Source organism: Sphingomonas sp. RIT328 (assembly GCF_000632225.1).
Classification (GTDB): Bacteria; Pseudomonadota; Alphaproteobacteria; order Sphingomonadales; family Sphingomonadaceae; genus Sphingomonas; species Sphingomonas kyungheensis.
This window is the reverse complement of record NZ_JFYV01000023.1, coordinates 190,720-211,350: the sequence shown is the minus strand read 5'-3', so window position 1 is coordinate 211,350 and position 20,631 is coordinate 190,720. Positions and strand designations below refer to the sequence as shown.

Genomic DNA, 20,631 nt, shown 5'->3' with positions numbered 1-20,631 from the left:
CGCGCCGAGCCCGGAAATGGACAATCTCTATTCCCGGCCGGCTTTGGTCTTACCCGGCGACTGCGGAGAAATGGACAATCTTTATTCCCGATCCCCAACGGCATGATCCGGCGATGCCGGCATAATGGACAATCTTTATTCGACGAGGCATTTTGATGGGGGAGGGCTTTTGGCCAATCCTTATTCCCGACCTCAAGCGGGCAAGGAGCACGCAATTCCGGAAAATGGACAAACTCTGGTAGTTTGACGGTACATACGGAAAGCGCCCGTCCCGAGGGACGAGCGCTGGTTTTTGAACAAACTTTATTCTAGGTCCACATCTGGCGTCGCGACCCGATACGTGCCTCGGCCACGCAGGCGCGCGGCGGCGCTGCCAGCTCCGGGATGCTGTCCCGGTCGAGCGCGTCCACCAAGGCGGAGATCTGGTCGCCCGTACCGGCACGAGGCACTGCGAGGAACGGTCGGGATCGGCGGTGATCGGTTGACGCGCGGACGTCAGGGGACGGGCGCTTGGCCGTGCCCCCCGTCGAAGGCGGTCAGGATCGGGCAGGGGCCGGCATCGCCATTGCCGCATTCCTGCGCGAGAAGCCGAAGAGCCGTTCGGGCCGTTTCGAGATGGGCGATCTGCGCGTCCAGCGCCGAGAGCCGCTCGATGGCGAGCGTGCGCGCCCGCGCGCGATCGTCGGTGGCATCGAGCGCCAATAGCTCGTGGATCTGCTCGAGCGTGAAGCCGGCCGCCTGGGCGGAGCGGATGAAGCGCAGCCGCCGGACGTCGGACGGGCCATAGCGGCGGATGCCACCGCCGCTGCCCGCGCCGCGCGGTCGGTCCGGCGTGTCGAGCAGACCGCGCCGCTGGTAGAACCGGATCGTCTCGACGCCCACGCCGCCCTCGGCGGCAAGCGTCGCGATCGTCATGGAAGACACGCCTTGACTCCGTACCATGGTACGGCCCCTATATAGGGGCCGATCACGCATGGGAGAAGATACATGCCGGCCGCGACGAAGAAGGCGATCCTCTATCGTATGGTGATGCCGACCCACGTCTGCCCCTATGGGTTGAAGGCGAAGGATCTGCTGCAACGGCGCGGCTTCGCGGTCGAGGATCACTGGCTGACGACCCGCGAGGAGACCGACGCGTTCAAGGCGCAGCATCATGTCAAGACGACGCCGCAGACCTTCATCGCGGGCGAGCGTGTCGGCGGCTATGACGACGTCCGGCGGTTCTTCGGCAAGGCCGTCGCCGACCCGAAGGCGGTGACCTATCGCCCGGTGGCGGTGGTGTTCGCGATGACGGCGCTGATGGCGCTCGCCGCGAGCCAGGCGGCGTTCGGTGCGCTGCTGACGCTGCGCGCGGGCGAGTGGTTCATTGCCTTCTCGATGTGCGTCCTCGCCTTGCTCAAGCTCCAGAACGTCGAGCGGTTCGCGACGATGTTCCTCAACTACGACCTGCTGGCCAGACGCTGGGTGCCCTATTCGTACGTCTATCCCTATGCCGAAGGCTTGGCAGGGGTGCTGATGGCGGCGGGCGTGCTGACCTGGCTGTCGGTGCCGATCGCGCTGGTGATCGGGACGATCGGCGCGGTGTCGGTGATCAAGGCGGTCTACATCGACCGGCGCGAGCTGAAATGCGCCTGCGTGGGCGGGGACAGCAGCGTGCCGCTCGGCTTCCTGTCGCTGACCGAAAACGTGATGATGGTCGTCATGGCGCTGTGGATGGCGTTCGCCGCTGCGCCTTGATCCGGCGCGATCCGGCCGCACGTCGGCATCTATCCGGCGATGACGTTCCTCGGGCCGCGGTTCGGCCTGCGGCTCCGAAGGCGTTCGTACGCGGTCGGGGAACGCCGCCCGGTGCGGGGGATGGGCGGGATCGGGATCGGGCCGGCGCATGAAAAAGGGCAGGGAAGCCGTGTCGCTTCCCTGCCCCTGTTCTCGTCCTGCGAAGGGATCAGCCCTCGGCGGTGTCCGAAGCGGCACCGGCGGCCTGCGTCTCCGCGACCTCGGCGTCGAGCGCCTCGTCGGCGGCGGTCGGCACCGTCGGCGGCACGATCGTGGCGATCGCGAAGTCGCGGTCGTCGATCGCCGGCTTGGCGCCCTTGGGCAGCGCGACGTCACTGATGTGGATCGAATCGCCGATCTCGCGGCCCTTGAGCGAGATGGTGATCTCCGACGGGATGTCCGCCGCGTCGACGATCAGCTCGACCTCGTGACGGGTGATGTTGAGCACGCCGCCCTGCTTGATGCCGCGGCATTCCTCTTCGTCCGCAAACACGACCGGCACCGCGACGGTGACTTCGGTATGTTCACCGATGCGCAGGAAGTCGACGTGCACCGGACGATCGGTGACCGGGTGGAAGGCGACGTCCTTGGGCAGCGTCCGCTCGCCGGCGACCATGATCACCGAGGTCATGAAGTGACCGGTCATCAGCGCCTTGGTCAGCGCCTTCTCTTCGAGGTGAACCGCCGTCGGTTCCTTGTTCTGGCCGTAGATCACGGCGGGGACGCGGCCGTCACGACGCAGCGCCCGGGAGGCTCCCTTGCCAACCCGGTCGCGCGTCTCGGCTGCGAGCGTAATGGTGTCGCTCATCAGATTACCTTTTCAAAACGTGCTAAAGTCCGTTCCCGCGCCACGCCTCCAGGGATGACCATGGAGCGGAAGCGGGCGCGCATAGCGGAGAGTGCGCCAAAACGCAAATTCCTCCCCGGCACGGGGAGGGGGACCAGCGTAGCTGGTGGAGGGGGCTCTCCTCCCGCGCAGGCGGCTGTTACCTGCGAGGGTGTGTGGGCCCGGTAATGAGCATCACAAGTGGTGCCGCTTGCGGCAAGCCCCCTCCACCACGCCCTGCGGGCGCGGTCCCCCTCCCCGTGCCGGGGAGGATTGACTCAGTATTTCACCCGTTCCGCCTTGACGCCCAGCTTCGCCAGTTGCGCCTGCACCGAGTCCGGCCCGGCGAGGTGCCCCGCGCCGACCGCGATGAACACCGTGCCCGGCCGCGCCATCCGCTGCTTGATCCACGCCGCCCAGCGCGCGTTGCGATCGGTGAGCAGCACCTTGGCGACCTCGGGCGAGCTCTTCAGCTCGTCGTTCATCTCGGCGGCGAGCGCATCGGGATCGCCCTTCGCCCAATCGTCGACCATCGCCGCCATCTGTTGGTCGAGCTTGGGCAGTTCATCGACGGTGCTGACCAGGAAGTCGAGCTGCGCCTTGTCCGACAGGCTGCCGAAGAAGCCGAGCTGCTGTTCGGCGGTCTCCAGCCCGGTCAGCGGCTTGTTCGCCTGTTTGGCGGCGGCGGTGATCACCTGTTCGGGGCCGTTGCTGCTGTCGTAGCCGAGCTTGGACAGCGGCGCCACCGACAGCTGCGTCGCCGCCAGCCACGGCTTGAACGTGTCGAGCGCATTGGCGGGCAGGCCGAGGTTGGTCACCGCGGCGGTGAAGGCGGCGCGCTTGTCGGCGGGCAGGCGCTCGGTCAGCGGCGGCGTGCCCTTGGCGGCGACGCCGGTCGCCTGCACCAGGCCCTGCATCGCCGCGGGGTCGGGCATGACGATCTCCAGCTTGACCTCGTCCGACCGGTCGAAGGCGGTCTTCACCGCCTCGTCGAACCAGGTCAGGCCCGGCTTGAGCACGTGGATGGTGCCGAACAGATAGACGGTCGTATCCTTGTCCTTGACCACCCACAGCGCCGGATCGGCATCGTTGGCGGCGCGCGCGGGCGCGGCGGGACGGGCGCAGGCGGGCAGGGACAGGCAGAGCGCGATCGCCGACAGTGCAGCGCCAAGGGGACGTATCATGCGGGGGATCTATCCATCATCGGGTCGTGTTACCCCAAGCTAATGCCGCGCCGCACCACTTGCTAGACGCTGTCGCATCGGCCAAAGCCTCGACCGATGGCAGCCGCACCTCTCTCCTTCCAGAAGATGATCCTGACGCTCCATGACTATTGGAGCGACCGGGGTTGCGTGATCCTCCAGCCCTACGACATGGAAATGGGCGCGGGCACGTTCCACACCGCGACGACGCTGCGCGCGCTCGGTCCCGATACGTGGAACGCCGCCTTCGTCCAGCCGTGCCGCCGCCCGACCGACGGCCGCTATGGCAAGAACCCCAACCGGCTCCAGCATTATTATCAATATCAGGTGATCCTCAAGCCGAGCCCGCCCGATCTGCAGGAGCTGTACCTCGGCAGCCTCGCGGCGATCGGCGTCGACATGACGCGGCACGACATCCGCTTCGTCGAGGATGACTGGGAAAGCCCGACGCTCGGCGCCTGGGGCCTCGGCTGGGAGGTGTGGTGCGACGGGATGGAGGTGACGCAGTTCACCTATTTCCAGCAGATGGGCGGGTTCGACATGAAGCCGGTCGCGGGCGAGCTGACCTACGGGCTCGAACGGCTGGCGATGTACATCCAGGACGTCGACAACGTCTACGATCTCGCCTTCAACGACGCGGGCGTCACCTATGGCGACATCTTCCTCGAGAACGAGCGGCAGATGTCGACGTGGAATTTCGAGGTCGCCGACACCGCCAGCCTGTTCGACCTGTTCCGCAAGGCGGCGGCGGAATGCGAGAACAGCCTCGCCGCCGGGCTGGCGATCCCCGCCTATGAACAGGCGATCAAGGCGAGCCACACGTTCAACCTGTTGCAGGCGCGCGGTGTGATCTCGGTGGCGGAGCGCCAGGCCTATATCGGCCGCGTCCGCGATCTTGCCAAAGGCGCCTGCGCGGCGTGGATGGAGAAGAACGGGTGGGCGGCGTGACCATTCCTCCCCGGCACGGGGAGGGGGACCGTCGCGCGCAGCGCGATGGTGGAGGGGGCTCTCCGCGCTCGCTTCGCCCCGAAACCGCCACTGCCCGCAAATTGCGCAAGTCGATGAGCCTGCCCGAAGCGCTGCTCTGGCAGCGGCTCAAAGGTCAACAGGCTGGCGCAAAGTTCCGCAAGCAGCATCCGGTCGGCCCCTATGTCGCCGATTTTTATTGCAGCGCGACCCGCACGATCGTCGAAGTCGATGGCGAAGCGCATGACCGCGCCGATCGGCCGAGCCGGGATATCGCGCGTGATGCCTTCTTGATCGAGAACGGGTATCCTGTTCTGCACATCCCCGCAAAGGACGTGCTGAAAGATGCCGACGCCGCTGCTGACGCGATCGCAGCGCTTGCGGCCAACCCCCTCCACCACCAGCCTGCGGCTGGCGGTCCCCCTCCCCGTGCCGGGGAGGATTGAGAAGATGATGACCGACTTCCTCCTCGAACTGCGTTCCGAAGAAATCCCTGCGCGGATGCAGGACAAGGCGCGGGACGATCTCGCCCGGCTGTTCGCCGCCGAACTGGGCAAGGCGGGTCTCGCCGCCGGATCGCTCGTCACCTATGCGACGCCGCGGCGGCTGGTGCTGATCGCGCGCGACCTGCCGGCCGAGACGCAGGCGGTGTCCGAGGAGCTGAAAGGCCCCAAGGCGAGCGCGCCGCCGCAGGCGCTCGAGGGCTTCCTGCGCAAGACCGGGCTGACCCGCGAGGCGCTGACCGAGCGCGACGGCGTGCTCTATGCGATCACCGAGCGGCCCGGCCGCGCCACCACCGACGTGCTCGCCGAGGCCATCCCGGCGATCATCCGCGGCTTTCCCTGGCCCAAGTCGATGCGCTGGGGCGCGGCCTCCGCCTCGACCGAATCGCTGCGCTGGGTGCGGCCGCTGCACGGCATCGTCGCTCTGTTCGGCGAGGATCTGGTCGAGGTCGAGATCGCCGGCATCCGGTCGGGCGTCGCGACCTTCGGGCACCGCTTCCACCATCCCGGCCAGATCACGATCGGCTCGGCGGCGGATTATGTCGAGAAGCTGCGCGCCTGCCACGTCATCGTCGATCAGGACGAACGCCGCGCGCTGATCCGCGAACGGGCGACGGCGCTGGCGGCCGAGGCCGGACTCGTGCTGGTCGAGGACGAGGGGCTGGTCGCCGAGAATGCCGGGCTGACCGAATGGCCGGTGCCGCTGCTCGGCCGGTTCGATCCCGACTTCCTGTCGGTGCCGCCCGAGGTGATCCAGCTCACCGCGCGGGTGAACCAGAAGTATTTCGTCTGCCGCGATGCCGAGGGCGCGCTCGCCAATGCCTTCGTCTGTACCGCCAATATCGAGGCGACCGACGGCGGCGCGCAGATCGTCGAGGGCAATCGCAAGGTGCTCGCGGCGCGGCTGTCGGACGCGCGCTTCTTCTACGAGACCGACCTCAAGACGCCGCTCGAGACGCAGGCGACGAAGCTGGCGAACATCGTCTTCCACGAGAAACTGGGGACGGTGGCGGACAAGGTCGATCGCGTCGCGACGCTCGCACGGTGGCTGGTGGAGGAGGGGATAATCCTCCTCGGCACGGGGAGGGGGACCGGCGAAGCCGGTGGAGGGGGGGTGCCACAGGCGGCATCGCCCGCGGAAGCCCCCCTCCACCACCGGCCTGCGGCCGGCGGTCCCCCTCCCCGTGCCGGGGAGGAGCATGTTGTGCTCGCCGATATGGCGGAGCGCGCCGCGCGGCTCGCCAAGGCGGACCTCGTCACCGGCATGGTCGGCGAGTTTCCGGAATTGCAGGGCCTGATCGGCGGCTATTATGCCGCCGCGCAGGGCGAGCCCGACGCGGTCGCCGAAGCGGTGCGCGATCATTACAAGCCGGTCGGACAGGGCGATGCGGTGCCGGCCGCGCTGGTGACGGTGGCGGTGGCGCTGGCGGACAAGCTCGACAGCATCACGCAGTTCTTCGGTGCCGACCTGCGTCCCAGCGGATCGAAGGACCCGTTCGCGCTGCGCCGCTCCGCCCTCGGCGTGATCGCGCTGATCCTCGACAACGGCCTGCGCTTTCCGCTCGGCACCGCGGTGGATCAGGGCGTGCTCGACTTCTTCGCCGACCGGCTCAAGGTGCAGCAGCGCGAGGCGGGCGTCCGCCACGATCTGATCGACGCGGTGTTCGCGCTCGGCGGCGAGGACGATCTCGTCCGGCTGCTCGCGCGGGTCCATGCCCTGCAGGCTTTCGTCGCAACCGAGGACGGCACCAACCTGCTCGCCGGCTACAAGCGCGCCGCGAACATCCTCAAAAAGGAAGGCGTTCCCGATCGGGAGGCGGCAGTCGCCAGCTACGCGCCCGAACCCGCCGAAGCCGCACTGATCGCCGCACTCGACGCGGCCGAGCCCAAGGCGGCGGCGGCGATCGAGGCGGAGGATTTCGAGGGCGCGATGGCGGCGCTCGCCTCGCTGCGTGCGCCGATCGACGCGTTCTTCGACGACGTCACCGTCAACGACGCCGATCCCGCCAAGCGCGCCGCCCGGCTCCAGCTGCTCGACCGGGTCCGCGCCGCCGTTCATACGGTCGCCGATTTCAGCAGGATCGAGGGGTAGCGGCCCGATCCGACATGCTCTCCATCCTCCCCGGGGCAGGCATCCAGCGCAGTGAAGGATTAGCGATGACCCAATACGTGTACCGCTTCGGTGGCGGCGTTTCGGACGGTGGGAAGGGCGACAAGAATCTGCTCGGCGGCAAGGGCGCGAACCTTGCCGAAATGGCGTCGATCGGCCTGCCGGTGCCGCCGGGCTTCACCATCTCGACCGCGATGTGCACGCGCTATTACGAGGAAGGCGAGCAATTCCCGCAAAGCCTGCGGGACGAGGTCGCCGCCGGCATCGCGCATATCGAGGGGATCACCGGCAAGGCGTTCGGTGATCCGGCCAATCCCTTGCTCGTTTCGGTCCGTTCCGGCGCACGCGTGTCGATGCCGGGGATGATGGACACGGTGCTCAACCTCGGCCTCAACGACGCGACCGTCGAGGGGCTTGCCGCCCGCTCCGGCGACGCGCGCTTCGCCTGGGACAGCTATCGCCGCTTCATCCAGATGTATGCCGACGTGGTGCTCGAACTCGACCATGGCGCATTTGAGGAAGCGCTGGAGATCGCCAAGGAAGACAACGGCTTCACCCTGGATACCGAGCTGAGTGCCGACGATCTGCGCACGCTGGTCGGCGAATATAAGGCGCTGGTCGCGGCGGAATGGGGCAAGCCCTTCCCGCAGGACGTCCACGATCAATTGTGGGGCGCGGTCGGCGCGGTGTTCGGATCGTGGCAGTCGGAGCGCGCCAAGGTCTACCGCCGGCTCAACGACATCCCCGCCGACTGGGGTACCGCGGTCAACGTCCAGGCGATGGTGTTCGGCAATATGGGCGAGACCTCGGCGACCGGCGTCGCCTTCACCCGCGATCCGTCCAAGGGCGACCGCGCCTATTACGGCGAATTCCTGATCAACGCGCAGGGCGAGGACGTGGTGGCGGGCATCCGCACGCCGCAATATCTGACCCGCGCCGCGCGCGAGGAAGCGGGCGCCAAGCCCGCGTCGATGGAAGAGGCGATGCCCGCGGTCTATGCCGAGCTGGCCGCGGTGTTCGACCGGCTCGAAACGCATTACCGCGACATGCAGGACATCGAGTTCACCGTCGAACAGGGCAAGCTGTGGATGCTCCAGACGCGATCGGGCAAGCGCACCGCCAAGGCGGCGCTCAAGATCGCGGTCGACATGGCGAACGAGGGGCTGATCAGCCGGAACGAGGCGATCCTGCGCGTCGATCCGATGGCGCTCGACCAGCTGCTCCACCCGACGCTCGATCCCAAGGCGCCGCGCGACGTCATCGCCAAGGGCCTGCCCGCCTCCCCGGGCGCCGCCTCGGGCCGCGTCGTGTTCGACGCCGACAGCGCCGAGAAGCGCAAGGCGGCGGGGGAATCGGTCATCCTCGTCCGCGTCGAGACCAGCCCGGAGGATATCCACGGCATGCATGCCGCCGCCGGCATCCTGACGGCGCGCGGCGGCATGACCAGCCACGCCGCGGTGGTCGCGCGCGGCATGGGCCGGCCGTGCGTCTCGGGCGCGGGGTCGCTGTCGATCTCCGCCAAGGACAAGGTGATGAAGGTCGCCGGTCGGACGATCGGCGAGGGCGACACGATCACCATCGACGGCACCAGCGGCGAGGTGATGTTCGGCTCCGTCGCCACCGTCCAGCCCGAGCTCGCCGGCGATTTCGGCGTGCTGATGGAATGGGCCGACGGCGTGCGCCGGCTCAAGGTGCGCGCCAATGCCGAGACGCCGCTCGACTGCCAGACCGCGCGCGACTTCGGCGCCGAGGGCGTCGGCCTCTGCCGCACCGAACATATGTTCTTCGACGCCGACCGGATCACCGCGGTGCGCCAGATGATCCTCGCGCAGGACGAGGCGGGGCGTCGCGCCGCGCTCGCCAAATTGCTGCCGGCGCAGCGCAGCGACTTCACCGCGATCTTCGAGGTGATGGCGGGGTTGCCGGTGACGGTGCGGCTGCTCGATCCGCCGCTACACGAATTCCTGCCGCACGAGGAGAATGAATTCGCCGAGGTCGCCGCGGCGGCCGGCGTCGATATCGAGCTGCTCAAGCGCCGCGCCACGGAGCTGCACGAATTCAACCCGATGCTCGGCCATCGCGGCTGCCGGCTCGGCGTCACCTATCCCGAGATCTACGAGACGCAGGCGCGGGCGATCTTCGAGGCGGCGCTCGACGTCGCAGCCAGGTCGGGGAAGGCGCCGATCCCCGAGGTGATGATCCCGCTGGTCGCCACCAAGCGCGAGCTCGACCTGATGAAGGCGGTGGTCGACAAGGCGGCGCAGGCGGTGTTCGCCGAGCGCGGCACGACGATCGACTATCTCGTCGGCACGATGATCGAGCTGCCGCGCGCTGCGCTCAAGGCGGGTGAGATCGCCGAGACGGGCGAGTTCTTCTCGTTCGGCACCAACGACCTGACCCAGACCACCTTGGGCGTCAGCCGCGACGATGCGGCGCGCTTCCTCGGCGCCTATGTCGAGCAGGGCATTTACGCCAAGGACCCGTTCGTCAGCCTCGACGTCGAGGGCGTCGGCGAGCTGGTCGAGCTGGCGGCGGAGCGCGGGCGCAAGACGCGGCCCGACATCAAGCTCGGCATCTGCGGCGAACATGGCGGCGACCCGGCGAGCATCGCCTTCTGCGAGAAGGTCGGGCTCGATTACGTGTCGGCCTCGCCCTATCGCGTGCCGATCGCCCGGCTGGCGGCGGCGCAGGCGGCGTTGCGCTAGGCCTCCGTGCTCCGGCGCATGCAGGAGCCCAGGTGCGCTGTTTGGCCCTGGGTTCCTGCGGGCGCAGGAACACCGCGTCACATTGACCACGCCGCGCCCGCCCCGCTATCGCCGCGGCACAGACAGGAGAGTCACGGGCGATGAACAAGCTCTATCCCGATGCGGCCGCGGCGCTCGACGGGCTGCTGCATGACGGCATGACGATCTGCGCGGGCGGCTTCGGCCTGTGCGGCATTCCGGAGCGGCTGATCGACGCGATCCAGGCGGCGGGTACCAAAGACCTGACCATCGCCAGCAACAATGCCGGCATCGACGGCGAGGGGCTCGGCAAGCTGCTGCGGACGCGGCAGGTGAAGAAGATGATCTCGAGCTACGTCGGCGAGAACAAGGAGTTCGAGCGGCAGTATCTCAGCGGCGAGCTGGCGGTGGAATTCTGTCCCCAGGGCACGCTCGCCGAACGCTGCCGCGCCGGCGGCGCGGGCATCCCCGGCTTCTACACCAAGACCGGCGTCGGTACGCTGATCGCCGAGGGCAAGGAAGTGAAGAGCTTCGACGGCGAGGAGTATATCCTCGAACGCGGCATCCGCGCCGACCTCAGCATCATCAAGGGCTGGAAGGCGGACGAGAGCGGCAATCTGATCTTCCGCAAGACCGCGCGCAACTTCAACCAGCCGATGGCCACCGCGGGGCGCATCTGCGTCGCCGAGGTCGAGGAAGTGGTGCCGGTCGGCAGCCTCGACCCCGATGCGATCCATCTGCCCGGCATCTACGTCAAGCGGATGATCGTCGGCGCGCTCTATGACAAGAAGATCGAGTTCCGCACCGTGCGCGAGCGGGCGGCGGCATGATGCGGCGCGCGGCCCTGCTGCTGGCGACCGCGCTGCTCGCCGGCTGTGGCGGCACGCGGCAGCGCGTCGCGACGCTGCCCGCGCCGGGCCAGACCTATACCGCCGACGGCAGATTGGTGCGGATCACCGGCCTCACCGCATTGCCGCCGCCGACTGGCGCGGCAGGGGCAGGGGCAGGGGGTGCGACGGCCGCCGATGCGCAGCCGGTGCCGCCGCAATATCAATATCTCTACGGCTCGGCGGAGGCGGCGGCGCTCAGCCGGCAGGCGTTCCGCGCGCTCGTGGCCTATGCGACCTATCGCCGCGCCGCCGGGGACAGCGTCGTGCTCGCCCCCGGCGCGACGCTCGCCGCGCCGCGCTGGCAGGCGTGCGACGGCAAGCCGCGCGCCGCGGTGTTCGATGCCGACGAGACGGTGCTGCTCAATCTCGGCGTCGAGGCGCTGGCGGCGCGCCACCCCTCCGCACCCTTCGATCCGGCGCAATGGGCGCGATGGGAGCGGACCGGCGCCAAAGCGGTCGCGCCGGTGCCGGGCGCCGTCGAGGCCTTCGCCGCGCTGCGGGCGGCGGGCATCGCGGTGATCATCAACAGCAATCGCGGCGCCGCCACCGCCGCCGGCACGGTCGCCGCGCTCAAGGCGGCGGGGCTGGGGGACTTCACGCCAGGCGGCGACCTGCTGCTGCGCGACGGGCCGAGCGGCAAGGACGCGCGGCGCAACGCGATCGCGGCGCGCTATTGCGTGGTGGCGATGGCGGGCGACCAGCTCGGCGACTTCAGCGACCTGTTCGCCGGTCCCTCCGCCGCCGCCCGCCGCGCGCTCGCCGAGGGCGAGGGGATTGCGGCGATGTGGGGCAACGGCTGGTTCGTGCTGCCCAATCCGGTCTATGGCAGCGGCCTGTCGGGCGGGTTCGCCGACGTCTTCCCCGCCGACAAACGCTGGAGCGACACGCCATGAAGCCGGCCAAGCCGCGCGCCATCCCGCTGTCGGCGATCCCCGATCTCGGCGCCCGATCGGTCGAGGTCGCGCGCATCTGGGTGACCGACCGCGCGGGGTCGGCGGTGGTGATCGATGCGGGCGTGCTCGCCGATGCGGAGATGTTCGGCGTCCTGATGGCCGACACCATCCGCCACGCCGCCAAGGCCCATGCGCAGGCGCTCGGCATCGATGCGGGCGAGGCCGAAGCCCTGATCTGGCGCGGCGTCGATAGCGCGCGTCCCGAACTCGATCCCGACGCGCTCGCGCGGATCGCCAACCACCCGGGAGGATTGCACTGATGACCACGCAGACGACGGGCTGGGACCGTAACCAGATGGCGGCGCGCGCCGCACAGGAATTGCGCGACGGCTATTACGTCAACCTCGGCATCGGCATCCCGACGCTGGTCGCCAACCATATCCCGCCCGGCGTCGAGGTGACGCTGCAATCGGAAAACGGCATGTTGGGTATCGGCCCGTTTCCCTTTGACGACCAAGTCGACCCCGATCTGATCAACGCCGGCAAGCAGACGATCAGCGAATTGCCGCACAGCGCCTATTTCGGCAGCGAGCAGAGCTTCGCGATGATCCGCGGCGGCCACATCGACCTGACGGTATTGGGCGCGATGGAGGTGAGCGAGGGCGGCGACATCGCCAACTGGATGATCCCCGGCAAGATGATCAAGGGCATGGGCGGCGCGATGGACCTCGTCGCCGGGGTCAAGCAGATCATCGTCGTCATGGATCACACCGCCAAGGACGGCAGCGCCAAGTTCATCCCCGCCTGCACGCTGCCGCTGACCGGCCGCAACGTCGTCGACATGATCGTCACCGATCTCGCCGTATTCCGCCGACCCGATCACCAGTCCCGCTTCCGGCTGGTCGAGCTGGCGCCGGGCGTCACCGCGGACGAGGTCGCGGCGAAGACGACGGCGGCGTTCGATCACGCATGAGCCGGCGCGGTCCGCTTCGCGGCTATAAGTAAGCGATCGATCATCGGAAAGTCGCGGCCATGAGTTACGTCCTGATCACCGCCAATCGCAATTATTCGAGCTGGTCGCTGCGGCCGTGGGCGTTGATGACCGCGCTCGGCATTCCGTTCGTCGATCGGATCGAGCCGTTCACGCAGGCGGAAAACTATGCGGCGTTCCGCGCCTTCTCGCCGACCGGGCAGGTGCCGGTGCTGCTCGACGGCGATCGGACGATCTGGGATTCGCTCGGTATCGTCCTCTATCTCGCCGACCGGCATCCCGGCATCTGGCCGGCGGACGCGGCGGCGCGGGCGTGGGCGCAATGCGCGGTCGCGGAGATGCACGGCGGCTTCGGCGTGCTGCGCAGCGAGCGGACGATGAACGTCGGCGTCCGCGCGACTCCGGCTACGGGGTCGGCGGCGCTGGCGCGGGACGTCGCGCGGATCGCCGAACTATGGGCGGAGGGGCTGGCGCGCTTCGGCGGTCCATGGCTTGCCGGCGAGACGTTCAGCGCGGTGGATGCCTTTTACGCTCCGGTCGCCTTCCGCGTCCGCACCTATGGGATCGAGGTCGGCGACGCTGGGCGGCGCTGGGTCGACACGATCCTCGCCCATCCGGCGCTGCGCGCCTGGGAAGCGGCGGCGCTCGCCGAGACATGGCGCGAGGCGGAGCATGAGGCAGACCTGCATCGCTGTGGCATGGTCACGGCGGACTATCGTCGCTAGGCAATAATCTGTCGCACCGGGTTCCGCTCGCGCATCATTTGAGTTAACGGCCGCGCATCATGACCTCCATTCCGCACACCTTGTATGAAAAGATCTGGGCCGCGCACGTCGTCGAACGGCGTGAGGATGGCACCTGCCTCATCTATATCGACCGGCACCTCGTCCATGAGGTGACGAGCCCGCAGGCCTTCGAGGGGCTGCGCGTCGCCGGGCGGCGGGTGCGCCGGCCCGAACTCACCCTCGCGGTGCCGGATCACAATCTGCCGACGACGCCGCGGGTGGATGCGGTCGGGCGGATGCTGCCGATCGCCGATCCGGAGAGCGCGCAACAGCTCGACGCGCTTCGCCGCAACACCGCCGAATTCGGCATCGACTATATCGATGCGACGGCGGCGGAGCAGGGCATCGTCCATGTCGTCGGGCCGGAACTGGGCTTCACGCTGCCCGGCACGACGTTGGTGTGCGGCGACAGCCATACCTCGACGCACGGCGCGCTCGGCGCGCTCGCCTTCGGCATCGGCACCAGCGAGGTCGAGCATGTGCTGGCGACGCAGACGCTGCTGCTCAGCCCATCGAAGACGATGGAGGTGCGCGTCGACGGCACCCTGGGCTTCGGGGTCAGCCCCAAGGACGTGATCCTCGCGATCATGGGGCGGATCGGCGCGGCGGGCGGCACCGGCCATGTCATCGAATATACTGGCGAGGTGATCCGCGCCATGTCGATCGAGGGGCGGATGACCGTCGCCAACATGTCGATCGAGGGCGGCGCGCGCGCCGGTCTGGTCGCGCCCGACGATGTCACCTTCGCCTATCTCAAGGGGCGACCGATGGCGCCGCAGGGCGATGCATGGGAGCAGGCGGTCGCCTGGTGGCGCAGCCTCGCCACCGATGCCGGCGCGACCTACGACAAGCGCGTCGTGCTCGACGCCACCGACATCGCACCGGCACTGACCTGGGGAACGAGCCCCGAGGATGTCGTGCCGATTACCGGTGTCGTCCCCGCGCCCGACAGCTTCGCCGATCCCGCCAAGCGCGCCGCGGCGCAGCGCAGCCTCGACTATATGGGCCTGACGCCGGGCACGGCGATGCAGGACGTCGCCGTGCAGCATGTCTTCATCGGCAGTTGCACCAACAGCCGGATCGAGGATCTGCGCGCCGCCGCCGCGGTCGCCGACGGTCGCCGCGTCGCCGATGGCGTGCGCGCGATGGTCGTACCGGGATCGGGACTGGTCAAGCGCCAGGCGGAGGCAGAGGGGCTGGACCAAGTGTTCACCCGCGCCGGCTTCGAATGGCGCGAGCCGGGCTGTTCGATGTGTCTGGCGATGAACCCGGACAAGGTCCCTGCGGGAGAGCGGTGCGCCTCCACGTCGAACCGGAATTTCGTGGGTCGACAGGGACCTGGCGCGCGCACACATCTGCTGTCGCCGGCGATGGCGGCGGCGGCGGCGGTCACCGGCCATTTGGCCGACGTGCGGGATCTGATGGGAGCGACGCGATGAAGAAGGTGCTGGTATTGCTGGTGGCAGGCGCGATGCTGAGCGGCGTCGCCGCCTATGTCGCGGGCGCGCGGGCGCTCGCGCATCCGGCCAAGATCGAGCGCTGACGGACGCACCGATGCAGCCCGTCACCCGCGTCAGCGGCACCGCCTATCCCTGGGGTGCCAAGAATATCGACACCGACATCATCATCCCGGCGCATTGGCTCAAGACGATCTCGCGTGCCGGCCTCGCGCGCGGTGCGTTCGAGACGGTGCGCGCACAGCCGGGCAACGTCTTCGACGATCCGCGCTACGCGGGTGCGCCGATCCTGATCGCCGGCGACAATTTCGGCTGCGGGTCGAGCCGTGAGCATGCCGCCTGGGCGCTCGCCGATATGGGCGTGCGCGCGGTGATTGCGCCGAGCTTCTCCGACATCTTCTCCGGCAATGCGTTCAAGAACGGCATCGTCCCCGTCGTGCTGCCGCAGGAGGCGGTCGATCGGCTGGTCGAGGTGGCGAAGGACCAGCCGGTCACCGTCGACCTCGAGACGATGACGGTGACGACCCCCTATCAGGACCGGTTCGCCTTCACGCTCGATGCCTTCCGCCGGCAATGCCTGATGGAGGGGCTGGACGAGATCGGCCTGACGATGGCAAGAGATACCGCGATTTCGAAATTCGAAGGCGCGGTGGATCGATACCGCCCCTGGATCGGGAGCAGGAGCGGTTATGCGGGCATTGCTATCGACGGCGCCGGGCGGACCTGACACTCTAGAACTCACCGAACTGGCGGACGTGCAGCCGGCGCGCGGACAGGTCCGCGTCGCCGTCAAGGCCTGCGCGATCAATTACCCCGACGTGCTGATCATCGAGGATCGCTACCAGTTCAAACCGCCGCGCCCGTTCGCGCCGGGCGGCGAGATCGCCGGGGTGATCGATGCGCTCGGCGAGGGTGTCGACGGCTGGCAGATCGGCGACCGGGTGATGGGGGTGATCGGCCATGGCGGGCTGGCGACGCAGATCGTCACCGATCCGCAGCGCCTGTATCGGTTGCCGGCCGAGCGCGACTTTGCCGAGGGGGCGGCGTTGCTGCTGACCTATGCGACGACGATCCATGCGCTGCTCGACCGCGGGCGCCTGCGCGCGGGCCAGGCGTTGCTCGTGCTCGGCGCGGCGGGCGGGGTCGGGCTGGCGGCGATCGAACTCGGCAAGGCGTTCGGCGCGCGCGTCGTCGCGGCGGTGTCGTCCGAGGAGAAGGCCGCGGCCGCAAGCGCGGCGGGGGCGGACGAGACGATCGTCTATGGCCGCGCGCCGTTCGACAAGGATGCGTCCAAGGCGCTCGCCGAGCGGTTCAAGGCGGCGGGCGGGCGCGGCGGGTTCGACGTGATCTACGATCCGGTCGGCGGCGACTATGCGGAGCCGGCCTTGCGCGCGATCGGCTGGGAAGGGCGCTATCTGGTCGTCGGCTTTCCGGCCGGCATCCCCAGGCTGCCGCTCAACCTGACGTTGCTCAAGAGCTGCGATGTCTGCGGCGTCTTCTGGGGGGCGTTCGCCGCGCGGGATCCGCAGGCCAATGCCGCGCATGTCGCGACCCTGTTCGACCTGTGGCGCGACGGTCGCATCGCACCCAAGGTCACCGCGCGCTACCCGCTCGACCGTGGCGGTGACGCGATCGCGGCCATGGCGGCGCGGACCGCGATCGGCAAATTGGTGGTGACGCTCGACTGAGCGGTCAGCGTATCGCGAAGAACAGCGCGAGCAGCATCGCCCACAGCAGGACCGAGATGACCGAGCCGACGACGATGCCGGTGAGCGGTGCGGCGCGGCTGGAACGGCGCGGGGTGGTGCGGACGGGGCCGCCGACGGGGACGGGCCGGTTGATCATGATCCTTCTCCTGCGGCGCGAATGGATTGCCGCGCCATATATAGTTATCGCTCCATTAACCTATTGGTTCCGGACCGGGCAATGCGGCGCTCCGTTGCGCCTGCCGGGGCCCCACCCTATGTGCGCAGACGAGCAACAAGGGGTGAGCCGACGATGTCCATGTTCGACGACCGCGAACGCAGCCACGAGGCGGCCTTCGCACGGGAGGAGGAGATGGCGTTCCGCATCACCGCGCGTCGCAACCGTCTGCTCGGCCAATGGGCCGCGGCGCAGATGGGGCTGACTCCCGAGGAGACCGACGCTTATGCCAAGTCGGTCGTCCAGGCCGATTTCGAGGAAGCCGGTGACGAGGATGTCGTGCGCAAGCTGTTCGGCGACCTTACCGCCGCCGGCGTCGACATCGACGATGCCAGCGTCCGCCGCGCGCTCGCCGAGAAGATGATCGAGGCGCGTCGCCAGCTGTTCCAGTCGGAGCAGGGCTGATGCCGATGGCCGCCGATGACATCGCCGCGCTGATCCGCGCCGCCATCCCCGACGCGATCGTCGAGATCACCGATCTCGCCGGCGACGGCGATCATTATGCCGCCCGCGTCGTCTCGCCGAGCTTCGCCGGCAAGCCGCTGCGCCAGCAGCACCAGGCCGTCTATGCGGCGCTCGGCACGCGGATGGGCGGCGAACTCCACGCCTTGCAACTCAAGACCGCTGCCGCCTGAGGAATGACCATGACTGACGATATCAACGCCCGCATCGACACCGTCGTGAAGAGCCACCCGGTGGTGCTGTTCATGAAGGGCGGCCCGCTGTTCCCGCAGTGCGGCTTCTCCAGCCGTGCGGTGGCGATCCTCGACCATCTCGACGTGCAATATGAGAGCGTCGACGTGTTGCAGGACCAGGGCATCCGTCAGGGCATCAAGGCCTATTCGGACTGGCCGACGATTCCGCAGCTCTACGTCGGCGGCGAATTCGTCGGCGGATCGGACATCATGATGGAGATGTATGAGAGCGGCGAACTCGCCACTCTGCTGAAGCGCGACGCGGCCTGACCGGACCGGCATGGCGGGCGCGGTGACGCCCCGTCATGCCGTCGTGATGACCGGCATGAACCCCGGGCGCGTTCGGCAGTACGTTCCGCTGACCCCGGTGCTCCGCACAGAGATAACGTTGTAAAGCCCTGCCAGCCCGCCTGCATGGACGGGGTCTGTGCGGCGCTCTCCGCCTGCCCGACACACCCCGTCACCCCGGACTTGTACGGGGTCCACCGCGCCGCGATATCGACGGCTCACGCTCCTGCGGCTCCGTGAATGCCGGACCACGCCCGGCATGACGACGGCAGGGGACGGTCGCGATCGTCAGGGAAGGCCGGGTGCGGGTGGGGTCGCGAGACGCGGAACAGCGATGACCCCACCCTGCTGAAGCGTCGTGACGCTCGGCTGTCCGACCCTACGCACGTGCCGTGCCAGTATTGGAAACCCGCGGAAATCTGCGGTGCAACCCCCTTCGCGCCACACGCAACCGCGTATCACCTGTAAGCCGATCCGACACCAGATCATCCTGCTTGACTACGCGCGTAATCGATACGATTACATACGTAGTCCAGACAGGAGCGCGACGTGGCCGAACGAATCAGCGATGCCGAACATGCGGTGATGGAGGTGCTGTGGGATGAGGCGCCGCTCACCGCGCAGGACGTAGCCGAGCGCGTCGATCCGGCGCGCGGCTGGAGCGCCAATACGGTCAAGACGCTGCTCGGACGATTGCTCGCCAAGGCGGCGATCACGCATGAGGAAGACGGCCGCCGCTATCTCTACCGGCCGCTGGTCGCGCGCGGCGACTATGTCTCGGGCGAATCGAAACGCCTGATCGACCGGCTGTTCGGCGGCAAGCTGACGCCGCTGGTCGCGCATCTTGCCGAGCGGGACGAATTGAGCGCGCAGGACATCGCCGAGATCGAGGCGCTGCTCAAGGCGATCAAGCCATGACCGGCTGGCTGATCGAGGCGCTGGTCGCCTCCACGCTGCTGATGCTGCTCGTCCTGCTGGTGCGCGCGCCGGTGCGCCAGGCGTTCGGCGCGCAGCTCGGCTATGCGCTCTGGGCTTTGCCCGTGTTGCGGTTGCTGCTGCCGCCGCTGCCCGCGGCCTGGCGGCAGGTGGCGGTAACGCCGATCAGCCGGGCCGGCGAGACGATCACCATCTTCGTCGGCGACGCGCCGGCGCAGGCTGTCGCGGCGGCACCATCGGCGTCCCTTGCACCGATGATCGGCGCGGCGATCGCGCTGCTCTGGGCGGCGGGGGCGATCGGCTTCCTCGTCTGGCACCTCACCAGCCACGCCCGCCACTGCCGCCGGCTGCTGCGCAGCGCAGCGAGCATCGAGGAGGTGCGCGGCGTGCGCGTCATCGCCAGCAAGGCCGCCGCCGGCCCGCTCGCCTTCGGCGTGATGCGCCGCTACGTCGCCTTTCCGCTCGATTTCGCCGACCGCTATGACGCCGACGAGCGCGAACTGGCGCTCGAACATGAGATCGGCCACCACCAGCGCGGCGACCTCGTCGCCAATTGGATCGCGCTCGCGGTGCTGGCGCTGCACTGGTTCAATCCGGTGGCGTGGCGCGCCTTCCGCGCCTTTCGCGCCGATCAGGAACTCGCCAATGACGCGCGGGTGCTCGCCGGCCGCTCGACGATCGACCGGCATGCCTATGCCTGTGCGATCGTCAAGGCGGCGCATGGCGGTGCCGTCTCCGCCGCCTGCCATCTCCATACCATCGATGATCTGAAAGGGAGGATCCGCATGCTGTCCACGTCCCGTCTGTCGCCACGTCGGCTCGCCGCCGGGGGCGCCCTGGTGTCATCGCTCGCCCTCGTCGGGCTCGGCCTCACCGCTTCGGGCACCAGCGCGGCGAGCGCGCTGAGCGGCCGGGTGGGCGATGCGATGGGAGTCGATCTGCAAACCCCGGCCGCTCCTGCAGCACCGGCCGCTCCGCCAGCCCCGGCGGCCCCGGCGGCAGCCATCGCGCCCGCCGCCCCGGCCGCGCCGCATCGCGTCATCGTCAAGACGGTTCACGACGAGAATCGCGTCGTGACGATCAATCGCACCGCCGCCCCCGTGGTCGACGCGGGCGCCATCCAGCCTCGCGTCGATCGCGCGATGACGGGAGTCCCGGCCGTCACCGAGCGCCGCTGCGTCGATGGCGCCGATGGCGGGCCGCAGCGCTTCGTCATCACCACCGGCAGGGGCGATCGCCGCGCGATGGTCATCTGCAGCAATCGCATCCAGACGGCGGCGCTGGCCGGTGCCGAAGCCGGCCTCAACGCCGAGAAGATCCGGCTCGACGCGATGGCCAGCGCGCTGGCGAGCGTCCAGGCGACGCGCGCCCGCGTCTCCGACAATGACGCCATCCCGGCGGCGGAGCGGCAGGAGGCGCTTGCCGACATCGACGCGGCGCTCGCCGAACTGCGCGCGGAGATGGCGTCGGGCGGCAAGGACTGAGCGGCGCAGGCGGGTGCTGCCGAGGGCCTTGCGTCCGAAACAGCATCCGCGACGCCCGGCGCGGGGGAGACGCGCCGCGCCGCTCGCGCCGCACGACGAGCGCTTTCGTCGCGCCATGCCCTCCCGGCCGCGCCCCAGCGGCAGTCCGCCCTTGCGCTCGGCTCCGTTGCAGGCCACATCCGG

General features: G+C 68.8%; 22 protein-coding genes. 18 read left to right on the top strand and 4 right to left on the bottom strand.

Going from position 1 to position 20,631, the window contains the following annotated elements; translation table 11 throughout:
- Positions 1 to 495 precede the first annotated feature (495 nt).
- Positions 496 to 915 carry a MerR family transcriptional regulator gene (locus BW41_RS11920; RefSeq protein WP_081793059.1) on the bottom strand — a complete coding sequence of 140 codons (420 nt, stop codon included), beginning with the start codon at positions 913 to 915 and terminating at the stop codon, positions 496 to 498.
- Positions 916 to 987: 72 nt separating this feature from the next.
- Here BW41_RS11920 and BW41_RS11915 point away from each other — a divergent pair, with 72 nt between their 5' ends.
- Positions 988 to 1,737: a MauE/DoxX family redox-associated membrane protein gene (locus BW41_RS11915; RefSeq protein ID WP_037534660.1), complete on the top strand. Its 750-nt coding sequence runs from the start codon at positions 988 to 990 to the stop codon at positions 1,735 to 1,737.
- A gap of 208 nt (positions 1,738 to 1,945) precedes the next feature.
- On the opposite strand, the gene BW41_RS11910 is transcribed toward BW41_RS11915, so the two are convergent.
- Positions 1,946 to 2,584, bottom strand: a complete 639-nt coding sequence (locus BW41_RS11910; RefSeq protein WP_037534659.1) for a 50S ribosomal protein L25/general stress protein Ctc — start codon at positions 2,582 to 2,584, stop codon at positions 1,946 to 1,948.
- 296 nt (positions 2,585 to 2,880) lie between these two features.
- Complete coding sequence (locus BW41_RS11905; RefSeq protein WP_037534658.1) at positions 2,881 to 3,786, bottom strand: TraB/GumN family protein; 906 nt, start codon at positions 3,784 to 3,786, stop codon at positions 2,881 to 2,883.
- A gap of 96 nt (positions 3,787 to 3,882) precedes the next feature.
- Here BW41_RS11905 and BW41_RS11900 point away from each other — a divergent pair, with 96 nt between their 5' ends.
- The 12 genes from BW41_RS11900 to BW41_RS11845 all read left to right on the top strand — a co-directional run bounded on the left by BW41_RS11900 (position 3,883) and on the right by BW41_RS11845 (position 16,810).
- On the top strand, positions 3,883 to 4,752 hold the full coding sequence (locus BW41_RS11900; RefSeq protein WP_200870414.1) for a glycine--tRNA ligase subunit alpha: 870 nt from the start codon (positions 3,883 to 3,885) through the stop codon (positions 4,750 to 4,752).
- Entirely contained in the window at positions 4,749 to 5,216 is a 468-nt protein-coding gene (locus tag BW41_RS11895) for an endonuclease domain-containing protein (protein ID WP_443027645.1), read from the top strand. Before BW41_RS11900 ends, BW41_RS11895 begins: the two co-directional genes overlap by 4 nt.
- Before the next feature lie 7 nt (positions 5,217 to 5,223).
- On the top strand, positions 5,224 to 7,365 hold the full coding sequence (glyS, locus tag BW41_RS11890) for a glycine--tRNA ligase subunit beta (protein WP_037534781.1): 2,142 nt from the start codon (positions 5,224 to 5,226) through the stop codon (positions 7,363 to 7,365).
- A gap of 65 nt (positions 7,366 to 7,430) precedes the next feature.
- Positions 7,431 to 10,088, top strand: a complete 2,658-nt coding sequence (ppdK, locus tag BW41_RS11885) for a pyruvate, phosphate dikinase (protein WP_037534656.1) — start codon at positions 7,431 to 7,433, stop codon at positions 10,086 to 10,088.
- 140 nt (positions 10,089 to 10,228) lie between these two features.
- Entirely contained in the window at positions 10,229 to 10,936 is a 708-nt protein-coding gene (locus BW41_RS11880) for a CoA transferase subunit A (protein WP_037534655.1), read from the top strand.
- Entirely contained in the window at positions 10,933 to 11,889 is a 957-nt protein-coding gene (locus BW41_RS11875; RefSeq protein WP_037534653.1) for an HAD family acid phosphatase, read from the top strand. Before BW41_RS11880 ends, BW41_RS11875 begins: the two co-directional genes overlap by 4 nt.
- On the top strand, positions 11,886 to 12,209 hold the full coding sequence (locus BW41_RS11870; protein ID WP_037534652.1) for a DUF5076 domain-containing protein: 324 nt from the start codon (positions 11,886 to 11,888) through the stop codon (positions 12,207 to 12,209). Before BW41_RS11875 ends, BW41_RS11870 begins: the two co-directional genes overlap by 4 nt.
- Complete coding sequence (locus tag BW41_RS11865; RefSeq protein WP_037534650.1) at positions 12,209 to 12,862, top strand: CoA transferase subunit B; 654 nt, start codon at positions 12,209 to 12,211, stop codon at positions 12,860 to 12,862. Before BW41_RS11870 ends, BW41_RS11865 begins: the two co-directional genes overlap by 1 nt.
- A 59-nt stretch (positions 12,863 to 12,921) precedes the next feature.
- Entirely contained in the window at positions 12,922 to 13,605 is a 684-nt protein-coding gene (locus tag BW41_RS11860) for a glutathione S-transferase family protein (RefSeq protein WP_037534648.1), read from the top strand.
- 59 nt (positions 13,606 to 13,664) lie between these two features.
- Complete coding sequence (leuC, locus tag BW41_RS11855) at positions 13,665 to 15,104, top strand: 3-isopropylmalate dehydratase large subunit (protein ID WP_037534646.1); 1,440 nt, start codon at positions 13,665 to 13,667, stop codon at positions 15,102 to 15,104.
- 115 nt (positions 15,105 to 15,219) lie between these two features.
- On the top strand, positions 15,220 to 15,849 hold the full coding sequence (leuD, locus tag BW41_RS11850) for a 3-isopropylmalate dehydratase small subunit (RefSeq protein WP_037534644.1): 630 nt from the start codon (positions 15,220 to 15,222) through the stop codon (positions 15,847 to 15,849).
- Positions 15,812 to 16,810, top strand: coding sequence for an NADPH:quinone oxidoreductase family protein (locus BW41_RS11845; RefSeq protein ID WP_200870413.1), 999 nt, complete (start codon positions 15,812 to 15,814; stop codon positions 16,808 to 16,810). The genes leuD and BW41_RS11845 overlap by 38 nt, the downstream gene beginning before the upstream one ends.
- Before the next feature lie 4 nt (positions 16,811 to 16,814).
- On the opposite strand, the gene BW41_RS21595 is transcribed toward BW41_RS11845, so the two are convergent.
- Positions 16,815 to 16,967 (bottom strand): hypothetical protein, encoded by a 153-nt coding sequence (locus BW41_RS21595; protein WP_200870412.1) that lies wholly within the window; start codon positions 16,965 to 16,967, stop codon positions 16,815 to 16,817.
- A gap of 153 nt (positions 16,968 to 17,120) precedes the next feature.
- Here BW41_RS21595 and BW41_RS11840 point away from each other — a divergent pair, with 153 nt between their 5' ends.
- From BW41_RS11840 to BW41_RS11820, 5 genes are all read left to right on the top strand, one after another.
- Entirely contained in the window at positions 17,121 to 17,450 is a 330-nt protein-coding gene (locus tag BW41_RS11840) for a DUF1476 domain-containing protein (RefSeq protein ID WP_037534642.1), read from the top strand.
- The gene (locus BW41_RS11835) at positions 17,450 to 17,680 is read left to right on the top strand and encodes a BolA family protein (RefSeq protein ID WP_037534640.1); all 231 of its coding nucleotides are present in this window, start codon (positions 17,450 to 17,452) and stop codon (positions 17,678 to 17,680) included. Before BW41_RS11840 ends, BW41_RS11835 begins: the two co-directional genes overlap by 1 nt.
- A 9-nt stretch (positions 17,681 to 17,689) precedes the next feature.
- Positions 17,690 to 18,010 (top strand): Grx4 family monothiol glutaredoxin, encoded by a 321-nt coding sequence (grxD, locus tag BW41_RS11830; protein WP_037534779.1) that lies wholly within the window; start codon positions 17,690 to 17,692, stop codon positions 18,008 to 18,010.
- Between the two features lie 567 nt (positions 18,011 to 18,577).
- Positions 18,578 to 18,946 carry a BlaI/MecI/CopY family transcriptional regulator gene (locus BW41_RS11825; RefSeq protein WP_037534638.1) on the top strand — a complete coding sequence of 123 codons (369 nt, stop codon included), beginning with the start codon at positions 18,578 to 18,580 and terminating at the stop codon, positions 18,944 to 18,946.
- The gene (locus tag BW41_RS11820; protein WP_037534636.1) at positions 18,943 to 20,448 is read left to right on the top strand and encodes a M56 family metallopeptidase; all 1,506 of its coding nucleotides are present in this window, start codon (positions 18,943 to 18,945) and stop codon (positions 20,446 to 20,448) included. Before BW41_RS11825 ends, BW41_RS11820 begins: the two co-directional genes overlap by 4 nt.
- Positions 20,449 to 20,631: the final 183 nt, after the last annotated feature.